Below are 14,935 nucleotides of genomic sequence, written 5' to 3'. Positions count from 1 at the left end.
AGGCTCGTCGGCGCCTGAGCAGGGCGCGGACGCGTGTGCGAAGTCCAACCGAGTCCGTCCCACCACCGAAGCGAATCCGCGTCGGTGGGATCCGGGTACCAGGCAGCTACCGGTGCGGCGGCGCTGAGAGTCACGAGTTCCCTCCCCCTTGAGTGGCAGCCTCCCCATTGGCTGCTTGGAAGGATTCTAGGGACGGCATATCTCGCGAGAGGAGCCCCACTAGGGGGGAGCCCCGGATATGGGGTAGACGACCCGGGTCACGCCGCGCACACGACGACGCCCACGGCGTCGGGCCGTGGGCGTCGTCGTATCCCGTCGAACGGGACCGAGCTCACTTGAGCGAATAGGTGTAGCTGAAGTCGCCCTTGTCGGAGTCGATGCTCACGAGCAGCTGCTTGTGGGCGTGTGTCGCGAGCGTCACATCGCAGGTGTAGACGGTGCCGACAGCCGTGCTGTCGGCGATCGGCGGGCACGCCACATCCAGGGCCTCGCCGCTGCCGACGAGTTCGCTCCGAATCGTGCTCTGCACGGTGAGCGCGAGCGTGATCGGCTTGCCGAGCTCCGTCGAGCTCACCGCGAAGCCCACGCCCCCCAGACCCACGAGCAGCACCACGAGCGCCACCAGCTGACCCCAGCCGGCCACCGTGAACTTGCGCACCACCAGGTAGAGCGGGCCGAGCAGCGCCCAGATGGCGGCCGGCGGCTTGAGCCCCCAGCGCTTGAGCCGACGCACGTCGAGGAAGGCGCACAGCACGCTCAGCAGATACGGCACGAGCAGCAGCGCCCAGAGCTCGGAGCCGAGCGTCGAGTAGAACGGCACGATGATCGCCACGACCGCCGCGAGGGCGAAGAGGATCGGCGTGAAGGCCACGAGCCACGACGAGGTCGTCGACGTCGACACGTTCCGCACGCGCACGCGCACGGGCGGCGCGCCGGACTCGCTGTAGCGCTTCTCGAGCTCGGCGGTCTCGGCGTCGGCCGCCGAGGTGGGCTTGGGCTGGGTGTGGTCGGTCCAGGCGATGCCGTTCCACCAGCGCACCTGTTCCGCGTCTGCGGGGTCCTCATACCAGCCGGCGGGGACGACACGGGTTGCCTGGTCGGTCATGTGGACCACCTCCTTTTCGGGTTGTTCGGTTGGTCCTCATCGACCGGGGTCACGCCGCGTCGGCGGCACGGGGTGCTGATCAGTTGCCGAAGTAGCCCCAGTCGTTGACGCGCCAGTCGATCCAGCCGTTCTGGCGCTGCAGCACGACCTCCACCTGCGACTCCTTCTCGGAGGTCGAGGCGGTGCAGGTCATGGTGCCTCCGATGAGCAGCGGCGGCACCTCGGGGCACTCGGCACGGAGGTTGGCGCCCAGGATGCGGGCGTCCTCGGTGATCGACTGCTCGGCCTCCTCCGAGAACACCCCCGGCGCGAGCGCCATGACGATGCCCGGCACGGCGACGGCCGCACCGATGAGCACGATCGTGAGGGCGGACCAGGTGAGGAACGGACGCAGGCCGCGTCCGGTCTCGCGCACCACGTTGGCCATGCGCGCGATCAGGTAGACCGGTGCTCCGAGGAACGCCCAGTCCCAGTTCGCCGTGCGGGTGTGGCCCATGCGGTTGAGCATCGCGCGGTCGATGACCGCGAGCACGACCGTGGCGAGGTACGAGCCGCCCAGGATGATGCCCGCGAAGAGCGTCGAGTCGCGGCCGGCCTGACCGGCGAGCAGGAACAGCAGCGAGAGCACGAGCATGATGAGCGGCATGATCGCGATGATCCACACCGGACCGGTGTTGATCGACAGGCCGTTCTCGGCGATGATCGCGCGACGCGTGAGCGGCTGCGCCATCGACTGCTCGGTGACGATCGGCGGCGTGTAGCTGTAGTTGCCGAAGGAGCTCGCGTCGAAGTTGGTCGTCGTGAAGGTGCCCGCGCCGGCGGCGGCGTTCGGGTCGACGGTGAAGGCGTGGGCGTGGTCGAAGGTCTGCCGCGGGAGGGGCTGCTGCGCCTCGGCCGGGTTGATCGGCACGCCGAGCAGGTCGTCGTAGCTCGTCTCGAGCAGGAACGGGGCGCTCTGCGGCGCATCCTCGATCGCGTGCTCCTGTGCGAAGCGTGCTCCGGGCGACACCTCGTCGACGGCGCGCGACTGCGCGGCAGGCGCGGCCTCCAGCGAGAGCACCGGGTCGGCGGCGGCGAACGCCACGTCGGCGGCCGGTTGCCCGGTGTCGACGTCGGTGTGCAGCTCCTCGCGGACGTCGCGGGTCAGGAACTCGTCATCGTCCGCGTAGGCGAGCTTCGCGGTGACCGTCTCCTGCGCGACCATCGGCTGACGTGCATCCGAGGTGTGCTCTGTCCACGCGTGGTTGTCCCACCAGCGCAGCTGGGGAAGCCCGAGCGGGTCCGGGTACCACCCGGCCGGCACATGGCCTTCCTCTTCCGCCATGAGATACCTTCCTCACTGCGTTCCGCACGGCGATGCCACGTTTCGCATCCCCCTGCAGGAACGTCTCGTTCCGAGAGCATGATATGGGCGGGCTCCCACGCGGCGATAGACATCGGGCTCCCCCCAAGCCTGGGGGTACGACCGGGGGACGTCCCCTCGAGGTTCGGGCCTGGCAGACTCGGTGCGTGCCGTCCCTCGACCTCGTCTCCGCGCTTCCGCGGCCCTGGGATCCGGACGAGTTCCTGCTCGGCTTCGACGCGTGGAGCCGCTCCCGCGGGCTTCCGCTGTACCCCGCCCAGGAGGAGGCGGTGCTCGAGCTGGTGCTCGATCGCCACCTGGTGCTGAGCACCCCGACCGGCACCGGCAAGTCGCTCGTGGCGGTCGCCGCGCACGCCATCGCACTCGCGCAGGGCAGGCGCTCGTACTACACGGCGCCGCTCAAGGCGCTCGTGAGCGAGAAGTTCTTCGACCTCGTGCACCTGTTCGGCGCGGAGAACGTGGGGATGGTGACGGGCGATTCGAGCGTCAACCCCGACGCGCCGATCGTGTGCTGCACCGCGGAGATCCTCGCGAACATCGCCCTGCGGCAGGGTGAGGCGGCCGCGGTCGACTCGGTCGTCATGGACGAGTTCCACTTCTATGCGGACGCCGAGCGCGGGTGGGCCTGGCAGGTGCCGTTGCTCATGCTCCCGCGCGCGCGGTTCGTGCTCATGTCGGCGACGCTCGGCGACGTGTCGGCGATCAGCGCGGATCTGGAGCGGCGTTCGGGTCGCGAGGTGGCGCGCGTGACGGGGGTCGAGCGTCCCGTTCTGCTGCACTACCGCTACGCGGTCGCGACCGTTCAGGAGACGGTCGAGGAGCTGCTCGCGGCGGGTCTCGCGCCCGTGTACATCGTGCATTTCTCGCAGGCGGCTGCGGTCGAGCGCGCGCAGGCGCTCGCGAGCATCCGCGTGGCCAGCAGGGAGCAGCGGGACGCCATCGCCGAGGCGATCGGCGCGTTCCGGTTCTCGACGGGCTTCGGGCAGACCCTCAGCCGACTCGTGCGGGCCGGCATCGGCGTGCACCACGCGGGCATGCTGCCGCGCTACCGCCGCCTCGTGGAGCAGCTCGCCCAGCAGGGGCTGCTGCGGGTGATCTGCGGCACCGACACGCTCGGGGTGGGCATCAACGTCCCGATCCGCACGGTGCTGCTGACGGGGCTGACGAAGTTCGACGGCGCCCGGATGCGGCAGCTGACCGCGCGCGAGTTCCACCAGGTGGCGGGGCGCGCGGGCCGTGCCGGTTTCGACACGGCCGGCGAGGTCGTTGCGCTCGCACCCGAGCACGAGGTCGACAATGCGCGCGCCGCGGCGAAGGCGGGCGACGACCCGAAGGCGAAGCGCAGGATCGTCAAGAAGCGCGCCCCCGACGGCTTCGTGAACTGGGGTCCGGCGAGCTTCGAGAGGCTCATCGCCGCCGAGCCCGAGATGCTCACGAGTTCGCTGCGGGTGACCGCGGCGATGCTGCTGCAGCTGAGTTCGCGCCCGGGGGCCGACGCGCCGGCCGAGGAGGCCGGGAGCGCCTTCCGGCTCGTGCGTTCGCTCGTCCAGGACAACCACGAGTCGCCCGCGCGCCGTGCGGCGCTCACCCGCCGGGCGATCGCGCTGTACCGCACGCTGCGCGTGGCGGGGGTGCTGGAGCAGCACGGCGGCGGGTTCGACGGCACGGCGCGGGTGCGGGTCACGGTCGAGTTGCAGCAGGACTTCGCCCTCAACCAGCCGCTGTCGCCGTTCGCGCTCGCGGCGCTCGAGCTGCTCGACCGTGACGCGGACGGCTACGCGCTCGACGCGGTGAGCGTGATCGAGGCGACGCTCGACGATCCGCGGGCGATCCTCGCGCAGCAGGAGTTCCGGGCGCGGGGCGAGGCGGTCGCCGCGATGAAGGCCGAGGGCATCGAGTACGAGGAGCGCATGGAGCTGCTCGAGGAGGTCGGCTGGCCGAAGCCGCTCGAGGCGTTGCTGACCCAGCAGTACGAGGTCTTCGCGTCGAGCCAGCCGTGGATCCGCGACTTCGAGCTGAGGCCGAAGTCGGTCGTCCGGGATCTGTTCGAGCGCGCGATGACCTTCGCCGAGTACGTCTCCTTCTACCAGCTGGGCCGAAGCGAGGGGCTCGTGCTGCGCTACCTGAGCGACGCCTATCGGGCGGCACGGCAGACGATCCCGGATGAGGCGAAGACCGAGGAGCTGCGCGACCTGCTGGAATGGCTGGGCGAGCTCGTGCGGCAGGTCGATTCGAGCCTGCTGGACGAGTGGAGCGCGTTGACCGCGGACGGGGTCGTCGGCGCAGCGCAGGTCTCGGGCGCTCCGACGGAGACGGCGGTCGCGCCGCCGCCGGACGTGGTCGCCAACCGACGGGCGTTCGTGGTGCTCGTGCGCAACGCATTGTGGCGACGCGTGCAGCTCGCGGCGCTCCAGCGCGACGACGAGCTGGTCGCGCTGGATCCCGATGCCGGATGGCCGGACGCCCTCGACGCCTACTTCGACGAGCACGACGAGATCCGCACGGGGCCCGACGCCCGCAGCGCCGCACGGATCGCGATCCGCGAGCATCCCGACCGCTGGGAGGTCCGTCAGGTGATCGACGACCCGGCGGGCGACCACGACTGGGGGATCGACGCGGTCGTCGACCTCGCGGCGTCACGGGAGGACGGCGCGGCCGTGCTCCGTGTGGCGGGCCTCACCCGGCTGTGACCTCGTCCTCGGGATCCTCGTCGCGCACGCGCGCGGTCGGGCGTCGCGAGTAGTCGACGTCGGTGTGCAGCGCCCCGCGCTGGGCGGAGACCGACTTCACGATCCAGGCGATCGCCGGGATGACGCTCGCGGCGAGGGCGGCGATGCCGATCACCGCGAAGAGCACCGCGACGCTCGGCACGGCGTGCTTGGTGCAGGGGGCGTCGGTTTCGAGGCAGCCGCTCGCGGCCGAGGTCGACACGTCGACCACGGCGAAGCTGATCGCTGCGATCACGATCGCGACGATGGCGATCGTGCCCAGCACTCGCCTGGATCGCACGTGCTGTTCTCCTGTCGGATCCTCCCGACCCTTGCTCGGATGCTAGGGGCGCGCGGATGCGGCAGAACATTCCCCACTTTCGGGGGTTCCGAATCCGTCTACCACCCGTCGGGCGCGGCCCGCGACCCCCGTTCACCTGCTGTTCACGCTCAGGTTGCCCGTCGTTTGAGGACGTGTGAGGATTGCCCCCAGTGGACCCCCTGATTCTGGTCGCGCTGGTCATCGCGCTCGCCTTGTTCTTCGATTTCACCAACGGCTTCCATGACACGGCCAACGCGATGGCGACCCCGATCGCCACGGGGGCGCTGAAGCCGAAGGTCGCGGTGGCGATCGCCGCTGTGCTCAACCTGGTCGGCGCGTTCCTCAGCACGGAGGTGGCGCGGACGATCTCGGGCGGCCTCATCCGCGAGGGCGACGACGGGGTGCAGATCACGCCTGTGCTGATCCTCGCCGGACTCATCGGGGCGATCGTCTGGAACCTGGTCACCTGGCTGCTGGGGCTGCCCTCCTCGTCGAGTCACGCCCTGTTCGGCGGGCTGATCGGCGCCTCCGTGGTGGGTGCCGGGTTCGGCTCGATCGACGGTTCGGTGCTCGTGTCGAAGATCCTCATCCCTGCGGTGCTGGCGCCTGTGACGGCGGGGCTCGTGGCCTACCTGGCGACGAAGATCGCCTACGCGCTCACCCGCAAGCGCGAGCGCGACGGTTTCAAGAAGGGCCAGATCTTCACCTCGAGCCTCGTCTCGCTCGCCCACGGCACCAATGACGCCCAGAAGACGATGGGCGTCATCACCCTCACCCTCATCGCCGCCGGGTTCCAGGACGTCGGCACCGGCCCCGAGTTCTGGGTGATCGCCGCCTGCGCCGCCGCGATCGCGCTCGGCACGTACTCGGGCGGCTGGCGCATCATCCGCACCATGGGGCGCGGCATCACCGAGGTGGAGCCCGCGCAGGGTTTCGCGGCGGAGTCGGCGACCACGGCGACGATCCTCGCCTCCACGCATCTCGGTTTCCCGCTGTCGACCACGCAGGTGGCTTCGGGGTCGGTGATCGGCACCGGCATCGGCCGCAAGGGCGCCTCGGTGCGCTGGCGCACCGCGGGGCGGATCGGCCTCGGCTGGCTCATCACGATCCCCGCCGCGGGTCTCGTGGGGGCGGCGGCCGCGTTCATCGCCTCGCTCGGCGTGGCAGGGATCGTGCTCGACGTCGTGCTCGCGGGGATCGCGATCCTCACGATCTTCCTGTGGGCGCGCCGCAGCCACGTCGACCACCGCAACCTGCACCAGCCCGAGCCCGGCGTGTTCGTGCGCCCCAAGCGCAGGAAGGCCCGCCGATGATCGACTGGATGGCGTTCATCACCGTGGTGGCGGCCGCGCTGCTCTCGGCCGGTGTGCTCGTGACGCTGTTCTCGTTCGGACTTCGACTGGGCGACGGCGAGGCACGGTGGCGGAGGCCGCTCTCGGTGCTGATGTTCGTGCTGTGCGCCGTCGGGGTGGCGTTCGGGCTCTATCTCATCGTCGGAAACCATCTGGTCACCCTGTTCGGCGGCTGAGCCGCAATAGACTCGGGCCATCCCATCGAAGGAGATGCGCGATGTCCGACACGACCGGTCTGACCGCCTCCGAACAGACGATCGTCGGCGACGAGAACCACGTCACGACGGGCCCCGACGGGGCACCCGATCTGCTCGCAGGCGCCGGCCCCACCCGCACCGAGAGCGATTCGCTCGGCAGCCTCGAGATCCCGGCCCGGGTGTATTGGGGCATCCACACCGCCCGCGCGCTCGTGAACTTCCCGATCTCGCGGCGGGCGATCTCGAACTATCCCGACCTCGTGGTGGCGCTCGCGCGCGTCAAGCAGGCGGCGGCCCGCGCCAACCGTGAGCTGGGGGTGCTGGATGCGGCGAAGGCCGACGCGATCGACGCGGTGTGCGAGCGGATCGTGGCGGGCGAGCTGCACGACCAGTTCGTGGTGGGGGTGATCCAGGGCGGTGCGGGCACGAGCACCAACATGAACACGAACGAGGTGATTGCGAACGCGGCCCTCGAGGAGCTCGGTTTCGCGAAGGGCGACTACGCGCGGCTGCATCCGATCGACGACGTCAACCGCAGCCAGTCCACCAACGACGTCTACCCGACGGCCATCAAGCTCGCGATGGTGTTCGGCGTGCAGCGACTGATCACCGAGCACCGCAAGCTCACCGCGAGCTTCCGGGCGAAGGGTCATGAGTTCGCCCACGTGCTCAAGGTGGGGCGCACCCAGCTGCAGGACGCGGTGCCGATGACGCTCGGCCAGGAGTTCACCGGCTTCGCCACGACGCTCGCCGAGGATGAGGACCGCCTCTCGGAGGTGATCCCGTGGATGAACGAGATCAACCTCGGGGCGACCGCGATCGGCACTGGCATCACCGCCGACCCGCGCTACGCGGACGCCGTGCGCCGGCACCTGGAGCAGGTGACGGGCATCCCGCACGAGACGGCGCCCGACCTCATCGAGGCCACGAGCGACGCCGGCATCTTCATGACGCTGTCGGGCACGCTCAAGCGCTCCGCCGTGAAGCTGTCGAAGATCTGCAACGACCTGCGGCTGCTGTCGAGCGGTCCGCAGGCGGGTCTCGGCGAGATCCACCTGCCCGCCCGGCAGGCGGGTTCGTCGATCATGCCCGGCAAGGTGAACCCGGTGATCCCCGAGGTGGTGAACCAGGTGGCGTTCAGCGTGATCGGCGCGGATGCGACGGTGACTGCGGCCGCCGAGGCCGGCCAGTTGCAGCTGAACGCCTTCGAGCCGGTGATCGCGCACTCGATCCTGCAGTCGCTGGCCTGGATGACGAACGCCTGCCGCACCCTGCGGGTGAACTGCGTGGACGGGATCACCGCGAACGAGGCGCGGCTGGCCGGCCAAGTGGCGTCGAGTGTGGGGGTCGTGACCGCCCTCACGCCGTACATCGGCTACGCCGAGGCGGCGGCACTCGCGCACACCGCGCTCACCACGAACGCCTCGATCGCGGAGCTCGTAGTGGGTCGAGGTCTCATGAGCGTCGAGGAGGTGGCCCGGGTGCTCTCGCCCGAGCGTCTCTCGGGAGCCGTCCCCGCCTGATCCTCAGGTGAGCGAGGTGCGCCCGCGTCGCGGACGCGTCTCGAGATCACCGCTGTACCCCCGGAATTGGGGGCAGACTGGGCTGTTGATCCATCCTCAGTGGTCTAGACGCGAGAACCGGAGTTTCGCTGGTTTCCTGGCTATCGCGATGCTCCTCGTCGCGAGCCTTGCTGGTTCGTCGATGGGGTCTGACGTTGTCTCCTTTGTGGTTCATCACGCCCACTCATCACGAACGATTTCAACGTGTACGGGTACTGCCCGCCGGGCCAATTCTTGAGTTGCAAGTAGAACGGAGACCTACGTGAGCGCGTATTCTCGTCGGGTCGCGATGCGATATCGAGGTGCGTGGACGGAGAAAGTCACCTTCTATCGCGATAGTGCACCTTCACCCGCTGGCATCACCTCCGAGGCGGTGGTCATTAGCGAATATCAGCCGGAATTGACAGACTTCGAGATACCTCGATGTGTTCATGCTTCACCGCTTGCCGGTCGCGCCCTCTCGCCGGTCCTCTCCGAGAACACGGACGGTACAGTCGTGTCGATTCCGTTCACGGAACTCGACGGCATAGTCGCTGCAGAGGAGATGGCTGCGGAGGACGTGCTTTGGTCGATGATCGACAAGCTGCCGAGAGGGCTGCCGAAGTTGCCCACACTGCGTCGCGCCCTTCGAAAGCAACCCAGATCAAGCATTGTGGCGATCCAAGCTCGAATGTTCGAGCGCGTGGCCGTCATGGCCGAGACACACGATGTTTCGTTGGGACTTGCTGGCATGTTGCTGTCGGTGGGCCGCGATGCATTCAATCGGCGGCTTGACGGAACGATGCCCATGCCGTTGGACTACGGATGGAACTTCGCCGATCTGGCTGACGTCGCAGAGGACATGATCGGTGCGCGAATAGAGGCGCCGCCGTTTGGCACGGCGGGCGCCATCCGAGAACTTGAGGTGTCGCGCGCCGTGGTGACTCGCCCGCGGTGGCTCTCGTGGCGTTTCATCGCCGAGCAACGGGGGAGCTTGGTAGAGGCCTTCTACTTTGGCGAGCGCCCTGCGGATACCTCAATAAGGGAGATGCTAGGCGTCGTTGACGAATCGGCCTCCGCTGACGACTTCGTCCGCAAGAGCCCCATCGAGACCTGGTTCCCCGACGGCGTCCAACGCCTCGAGTCGTCCTTCTTCGTGCCGTACGTACTGCGCCGCCGAGGTCCCGAGGACCTCAACAGCTACCTACTGCAAAGCTCGCTCGCCACTTCTCCTTGAAGCCACAGATCACCTGCAGCCGATGGCACGGCGGGGCGAGTATCTGCGGGATGCGACCGATCGGGTCGTGCAACGCACCGTGAAGACGGGCCCCACGGATCCGTCCCCGGAGGTGACGAAGTACCTGTATGCGGGGGCAGGAGACGCCCCGTGGGCGGTCACCACGGGTGCTGGGTTCGAAGCGACCATCGGTCTGCCCGGTGGTGTCACCGTTCGGGTGAATGCCGCCTCCGCGGTGGTGGGGTGGGCGTTCCCGAACCTGCACGGGGATGTGATCTTGCAAGCCGACCCCACCGGTGCACGGGTCGGTGCCCGCGCCTCCTATGACCCGTTCGGGCAACCCATCGACCCGGCCACCGGGCGGATCGGCACCACCACCGCCGACGACGCCACCCCCGACACCACCCCCGGGGATGCGGACTACGCGTGGGTCGGGGGTGCGAAACGCCTCTACGAACACCAAGGCTCGATCGCATCCATCGAGATGGGCGCCCGCGTGTTCGTCCCTGGGCTCGGCAGGTTCCTGTCGGTCGACCCCGTCGAAGGCGGCGTCACCAACGCGTACGACTACCCGGCCGACCCCGTCAACGGGGCCGACCTCACCGGGATGGCGGACGAATGGTGGCGTTCTGCCTTGTCGATTGCGATCGGGGTCGTCGCAACCGTAGGAGCTGTTGCGGCTGCCGCTGCGTGTGTGGCGTCGGTCGTCTGTGGTGCGGCCGCGATGGTAGCAGTCGGGGTTGGGATCGGTGTTGCAGCTGGTGCCGCGTCGTATGCCGCAGAAGCGGCAGGTACTGACGACTTCTCATGGGGCGGGCTTGCCGCAAGCGCTGCCGTGGGAGGAGCCACCGGACTCGTACCTGGCGGGTTGGGAACCGGTACGCGAGCCGGTGCGTCGCTCTTGCTCTCGAGCGCAACTCGGGTTTCTTCTGCCGCCATCAAACGCGACGCCTTTCATGTCGCTGGCGCCTGGGTTCAGAACAAGGTCGTGACGCGAGGCGCACTGTCGATCCAGAGGTCCACGTATACGGGCAAGATGGGGCTATTCGTTCAGGTGCAGGCCCAAGTCAATGGCAAGAACGGAGTCCAAACATGGATCTGGAGCAAGGGTCTGATGACTCATTCGGAGTTCAAGGCGTACCAGATCCGTTAGTTCAGGGAGTTCTCATCGGTTGGGCAGATGGCGCCAGCCGCGTCCTTCGCGAAGTCGGCATTTCAAAGGTCTCGGTCGACATGATCGAGAGTTCGGCCGTCGCCGAGTTGGTCCGTCGCGCCTTGGCGCCCCGTGGAGCCGTGAGTGATGTCGACGGCCGAACCCGCGATGTCGAGGATGATTCTCCCGACGAGGAAGCGCTCGCCGCCGCTTTCCTCCTTGTCTACTTGGTGTCGCTCCGGGATCACTGGGCGACTGCCCGCGCCCCGGAGGCCGCGTTGGTCGAGCTCCTCACGTTCTTCCCGGATGATGCACTGCTTCGCCGTCTCGGGTGGAAGCAGCCGAAACTCCCCGTCACGCACGGTCGGGGTCTGCGGATGCTGAAGCGCGTCGTGCGGCGCCTGTCCGATATCGTCAATTCCTCGGCCCGGGTGTGATTCCTGGCGCTCCGCCCGGTATCGCTGCTGGCCTCGGAGAGGGGTTCTATCTCAAGTGACTCTCCGCAATCGTCGCAGCGTGGGGCTCGTCTTCGCCGCTATTGCTGGGTGTTTTCCAATGGGTTGCACGCCCAGTAGCCCGCTCGCGATTCGTCTCATCGATGGCGCACTTGAGATTGCAGCTGCAAGGAACGGGTCATTCTGGCTTCAAGATGGTCTGAGGTACGGTTACCGCAGTGACGTTGAGTTCCGGGTTGGGGGTTTCGACCGCCTCGGTCGGGGTGACCGGTGTGGGTTCCTCCACTCCGACCACTGCGGCGGGGGTGGGGGTGTGGAAGCAGTTGTCGTACGCCTTCACCGCAACCGGCACTTCGCATGAGCTCACCTTGACCGCGACCCGCACCGTGTCGGGGGTGTTGATGGGGTGGGATGACGTCACCGTCACCCAGGACGCCTGGACGGAGTCGGGTGCCACGAGCACGGTCACTGATGAGGTGGTGAGGTCGCAGTCGGGTCGCATCATCCGGAACACCCTCACCGACGGGGCGACGGTGGAGTCCTCCACCTACCGCTTCGACGGGGCAGGCCGTTTGGTGCATGCGTCGATCCCGAGGCATGAGCTGGAGTACGGGTTCGGCACCGCAGCGTGTGGCAGCACAGCTGCGGGGAGGAACGGCAACCGCACCTCCTACACGGACATCCAGGATGGTGGTACCCCGACCACGGTGGGGTACTGCTACGACACCGCCGACCGCCTCACCGGCACGACGGTGACGGGGGCGCCTGCGGGTGCGAACCCTGTCGCGGGTGGGAGTCTCACCGTGACGGAGCCGGGTGCGTCGCTGGTCTACGACACCCACGGCAACACGACCCGCCTGGCGGATCAGACCCTCACCTACGACATCGCCAACCGGCACACCAGCACCACGGTGGGTGGCACGACGGTGGAGTATCTGCGGGATGCGACCGACCGGGTCGTGCAACGCAACGTGAAGACGGGCCCCACGGATCCGTCCCCGGAGGTGACGAAGTACCTGTATGCGGGGGCAGGAGACGCCCCCTGGGCGGTCACCACGGGTGCCGGGTTCGAAGCGACCATCGGTCTGCCCGGTGGTGTCACCGTTCGGGTGAATGCCGCCTCCGCGGTGGTCGGGTGGGCGTTCCCGAACCTGCACGGGGATGTCATCATCCAAACCAACCCCACCGGCACCCGCACGGGTGAATCGGCCTGACTTCTGTTCCTATCGGGAGCCTTGTCCGGCGGGTGCCGGTTGGGCTGATTCCAGGTCAGCGTAGTACGCCTGCTCGACCTCGATCGGGGTGCGCATGTCGAGTTCGCCGTGGAGGCGGGAGTTGTTCCACCACCACACCCATTCGAGGGTCGCGAGCTCGACTTGCTCGACCGTGCGCCACGGCCCTTGCTGACGGATCAGCTCGGTCTTGTAGAGGTTGTTGATGGCCTCTGCCATTGCGTTATCGAAGCTGTCGCCGACGGTTCCTGTCGAGGGGACGGCGCCGAGTTCGACGATCCGGTCGGTGTAGACCATTGCGGTGTAGTTCGACCCATGGTCCGCGTGATGGATCAGCCCGTCGAGCCGCCCGCCTGCGCCCCACGCGGCCATATCCAGCGCCTGCATCGGCAGGATCTCCGACCGCAGTGTGGCGGCGACGTTCCACCCGACGATGCGCCGCGAGTAGACGTCGGTGACGAACGCGACATACGCGAACCCACTCCACGTCGCGACATAGGTCACGTCGCAGACCCAGAGCCGGCGAGGTGCCGCCGCGGTGAAGCGCCTGTTCACGAGATCCGCGGGCAGGGCCGTCGTCTTGTCGGAGCGCGTGGTGAACACCCGCTTCGACTTCCTGACGCCCCGAACCCCGGCGGCCCGCATCAGGCGTTCGGTCTGGTCGCGGCCGATCTCCCATCCTTGCCGGCGCATGAGGGCGTGCATCTTCCTGCGCCCGTAGACGCCGTAGTTCTCCGCATGCAGCCGCGCGACCTCCGGCACCAGAAGGTCGTCACGCAGCCGCCGGGCCGAGGGCGCACGACCGACGGCGGCGCGGTAGCCGCGGGAGGTGAGGAATCCCTGCACTGCCGGTCTGAGGACACGGCAGATGAGCTCGACCCCGAAACGATCCCGGTACTCGTCGATGAACCGGATCATCTCGGTCAGGGGCGGTCGAGCTCCTTCGCGAAAAACACGCTCGCGGCCTTGAGTATCTCGTTCGCCTTACGCAGCTCGATGATCTCGCGCTGCAGTCGCTTAATCTCCGCCGCGGCGTCCGTCGTGAGCCCGGGCTTCACCCCGGCGTCGACCTCGTAGCGGCGCTGCCACAGCCGCAGCGTCTCCGCGCTCATTCCCAGCAACCCGGCCACGTGACGGACCGCGCTCATCATGTTCGGGTGCGACGGGCGCGCCTCCGCGAGCATCCGCAACGCCCGCTCACGCATCTCCGGCGAGTACTTCCTGTTCATCGAGTTCCATCCTTGCTTGAAGAACGGAACAGAAGTCAGGCCGATTCAATCGGACTTGGTGGCTATGGTGCCCTCGGAACAGGGTTCAGCAGCTACCCTGACGGGAACGGGGGGACTGGATACACGGTTAGCCCCGGATGGGGCGCAGGCGGAGAGATCGGCGTCGGTGCAGGATGTTCGCTGCTCGCGACTTGGATGTTCTAGGAGCGGCCGAATGAACGAATTGCTGGGAGCGATCGCGGGCGCGGTGCTCGTGGGCTTCGGGATATACCTCATCACCGATCGTCGACGTGTGGCGGTGTTCTTCGCGCGCAGGAGCAAAGGAACTCCTGCACCTCCGGAGATGTTCTCGCCCGGGTTGATCGGACTCGCGGGTGCAGCCGCGATCCTCATGGGATTTACCTTCGTGATCCTGTTCGTGACTGCCGCAGCGAGGTGAGTGGTCTGGAGATGCCTAAACTGCCGGGTTCTCGTGGAGGGCGACACCGGCTGGCGCGCCACCTCGTCCGGCGCCCCGCTCGGGCTCACCTCGACCCAGTCGTGGGGTGTGGAGGATCGCCTGCTGTCGTCGACGGGGCGCCTGGTGTCGCACGTTCATCACCCTCTACGACGACTTCACCGACCTCCGAGCGACCATTCCGGCCCCGCCCCGACCCCCTGATTCGTCCGCTCCGACGTCGGCGGCGGGGGTGGGGGTGTGGAAGCAGTTGTCCTACACCTTCACCGCGACGGGCACTTCGCATGAGCTGCTGTTGACGGCACCCCCGGACCTCGCCGTGGGTGTTGATGGGGTGGTGTTGATCGGGGGGTGTGACCCTCACCCCCGCGGATTATCGCGAGTCGCGTGCGGGGGATCGCCCTCGGCTCGGGGATCAGTCCACCCGGTCGTCGTCGAGCGCGAGCACCGGCTCGTCCTCCTCCACCCGTTCCTCCGGGTCGAGGGTGGGCGGCGGTGACGGCTCGTCCTCGTCGAGCGGCACCGGGCGCTCGTCGTCGGGGTTCGGTTCGTAGTCGATGGTGTCGCGGTCCATGCTGTGCTCC

The 14,935-nt window shown here is 68.0% G+C and carries 14 protein-coding genes and 1 pseudogene; 9 read left to right on the top strand and 6 right to left on the bottom strand.

Going from position 1 to position 14,935, the window contains the following annotated elements:
* Nucleotides 1-20: 20 nt before the first annotated feature.
* The 3 genes and pseudogenes from FLP23_RS12625 to FLP23_RS12385 all read right to left on the bottom strand — a co-directional run.
* Nucleotides 21-134, bottom strand: a pseudogene (locus tag FLP23_RS12625) (DUF2510 domain-containing protein); the annotation flags it as partial.
* Between the two features lie 197 nt (nucleotides 135-331).
* Nucleotides 332-1,105 (bottom strand): DUF2510 domain-containing protein, encoded by a 774-nt coding sequence (locus tag FLP23_RS09925; RefSeq protein WP_149325714.1) that lies wholly within the window; start codon nucleotides 1,103-1,105, stop codon nucleotides 332-334.
* A gap of 79 nt (nucleotides 1,106-1,184) precedes the next feature.
* The gene (locus FLP23_RS12385; protein WP_210413844.1) at nucleotides 1,185-2,429 is read right to left on the bottom strand and encodes a DUF2510 domain-containing protein; all 1,245 of its coding nucleotides are present in this window, start codon (nucleotides 2,427-2,429) and stop codon (nucleotides 1,185-1,187) included.
* A gap of 185 nt (nucleotides 2,430-2,614) precedes the next feature.
* On the opposite strand from FLP23_RS12385, the gene FLP23_RS09915 reads away from it, so the two are divergent.
* On the top strand, nucleotides 2,615-5,158 hold the full coding sequence (locus tag FLP23_RS09915; protein ID WP_425468248.1) for a DEAD/DEAH box helicase: 2,544 nt from the start codon (nucleotides 2,615-2,617) through the stop codon (nucleotides 5,156-5,158).
* Here FLP23_RS09915 and FLP23_RS09910 read toward each other — a convergent pair.
* Entirely contained in the window at nucleotides 5,145-5,477 is a 333-nt protein-coding gene (locus FLP23_RS09910; protein ID WP_149325712.1) for a hypothetical protein, read from the bottom strand. The genes FLP23_RS09915 and FLP23_RS09910 overlap by 14 nt on opposite strands.
* A gap of 191 nt (nucleotides 5,478-5,668) precedes the next feature.
* Between FLP23_RS09910 and FLP23_RS09905 the strand changes: the two genes are divergently transcribed.
* The 7 genes from FLP23_RS09905 to FLP23_RS09875 all read left to right on the top strand — a co-directional run bounded on the left by FLP23_RS09905 (nucleotide 5,669) and on the right by FLP23_RS09875 (nucleotide 12,647).
* Nucleotides 5,669-6,811: an inorganic phosphate transporter gene (locus FLP23_RS09905; RefSeq protein WP_149325711.1), complete on the top strand. Its 1,143-nt coding sequence runs from the start codon at nucleotides 5,669-5,671 to the stop codon at nucleotides 6,809-6,811.
* An 8-nt stretch (nucleotides 6,812-6,819) separates the two neighbouring features.
* A complete protein-coding gene (locus tag FLP23_RS09900; RefSeq protein WP_149325710.1) occupies nucleotides 6,820-7,026 on the top strand; it encodes a hypothetical protein in 207 nt (68 codons plus the stop codon).
* Nucleotides 7,027-7,067: 41 nt separating this feature from the next.
* Nucleotides 7,068-8,570 carry an aspartate ammonia-lyase gene (locus tag FLP23_RS09895; protein WP_149325709.1) on the top strand — a complete coding sequence of 501 codons (1,503 nt, stop codon included), beginning with the start codon at nucleotides 7,068-7,070 and terminating at the stop codon, nucleotides 8,568-8,570.
* Between the two features lie 301 nt (nucleotides 8,571-8,871).
* Nucleotides 8,872-9,825, top strand: a complete 954-nt coding sequence (locus FLP23_RS09890; protein WP_149325708.1) for a hypothetical protein — start codon at nucleotides 8,872-8,874, stop codon at nucleotides 9,823-9,825.
* Nucleotides 9,826-9,937: 112 nt separating this feature from the next.
* On the top strand, nucleotides 9,938-10,978 hold the full coding sequence (locus FLP23_RS09885; protein WP_210413842.1) for an RHS repeat-associated core domain-containing protein: 1,041 nt from the start codon (nucleotides 9,938-9,940) through the stop codon (nucleotides 10,976-10,978).
* Nucleotides 10,979-11,118: 140 nt separating this feature from the next.
* Nucleotides 11,119-11,415: a hypothetical protein gene (locus FLP23_RS12295; protein WP_168200421.1), complete on the top strand. Its 297-nt coding sequence runs from the start codon at nucleotides 11,119-11,121 to the stop codon at nucleotides 11,413-11,415.
* A 386-nt stretch (nucleotides 11,416-11,801) separates the two neighbouring features.
* Nucleotides 11,802-12,647 (top strand): hypothetical protein, encoded by an 846-nt coding sequence (locus FLP23_RS09875; protein ID WP_149325705.1) that lies wholly within the window; start codon nucleotides 11,802-11,804, stop codon nucleotides 12,645-12,647.
* A 9-nt stretch (nucleotides 12,648-12,656) separates the two neighbouring features.
* Here FLP23_RS09875 and FLP23_RS09870 read toward each other — a convergent pair.
* Nucleotides 12,657-13,894, bottom strand: a protein-coding gene (locus FLP23_RS09870) for an IS3 family transposase (RefSeq protein ID WP_149325704.1) whose coding sequence is annotated in 2 segments (ribosomal slippage) — nucleotides 12,657-13,609 and nucleotides 13,609-13,894 — 1,239 coding nt in all. Because the reading frame shifts where the segments join, the coding sequence is not laid out codon by codon here.
* 214 nt (nucleotides 13,895-14,108) lie between these two features.
* Between FLP23_RS09870 and FLP23_RS09865 the strand changes: the two genes are divergently transcribed.
* Nucleotides 14,109-14,333: a hypothetical protein gene (locus FLP23_RS09865; protein ID WP_149325703.1), complete on the top strand. Its 225-nt coding sequence runs from the start codon at nucleotides 14,109-14,111 to the stop codon at nucleotides 14,331-14,333.
* A gap of 433 nt (nucleotides 14,334-14,766) precedes the next feature.
* Here FLP23_RS09865 and FLP23_RS12290 read toward each other — a convergent pair whose 3' ends face one another.
* Nucleotides 14,767-14,925: a hypothetical protein gene (locus tag FLP23_RS12290; RefSeq protein ID WP_168200420.1), complete on the bottom strand. Its 159-nt coding sequence runs from the start codon at nucleotides 14,923-14,925 to the stop codon at nucleotides 14,767-14,769.
* Nucleotides 14,926-14,935: the final 10 nt, after the last annotated feature.

Source organism: Protaetiibacter larvae, assembly GCF_008365275.1.
GTDB lineage: Bacteria > Actinomycetota > Actinomycetes > Actinomycetales > Microbacteriaceae > Homoserinibacter > Homoserinibacter larvae.
Note: the sequence above shows the minus strand (reverse complement) of the source record. Positions and strands in the feature narration are given on the sequence as shown.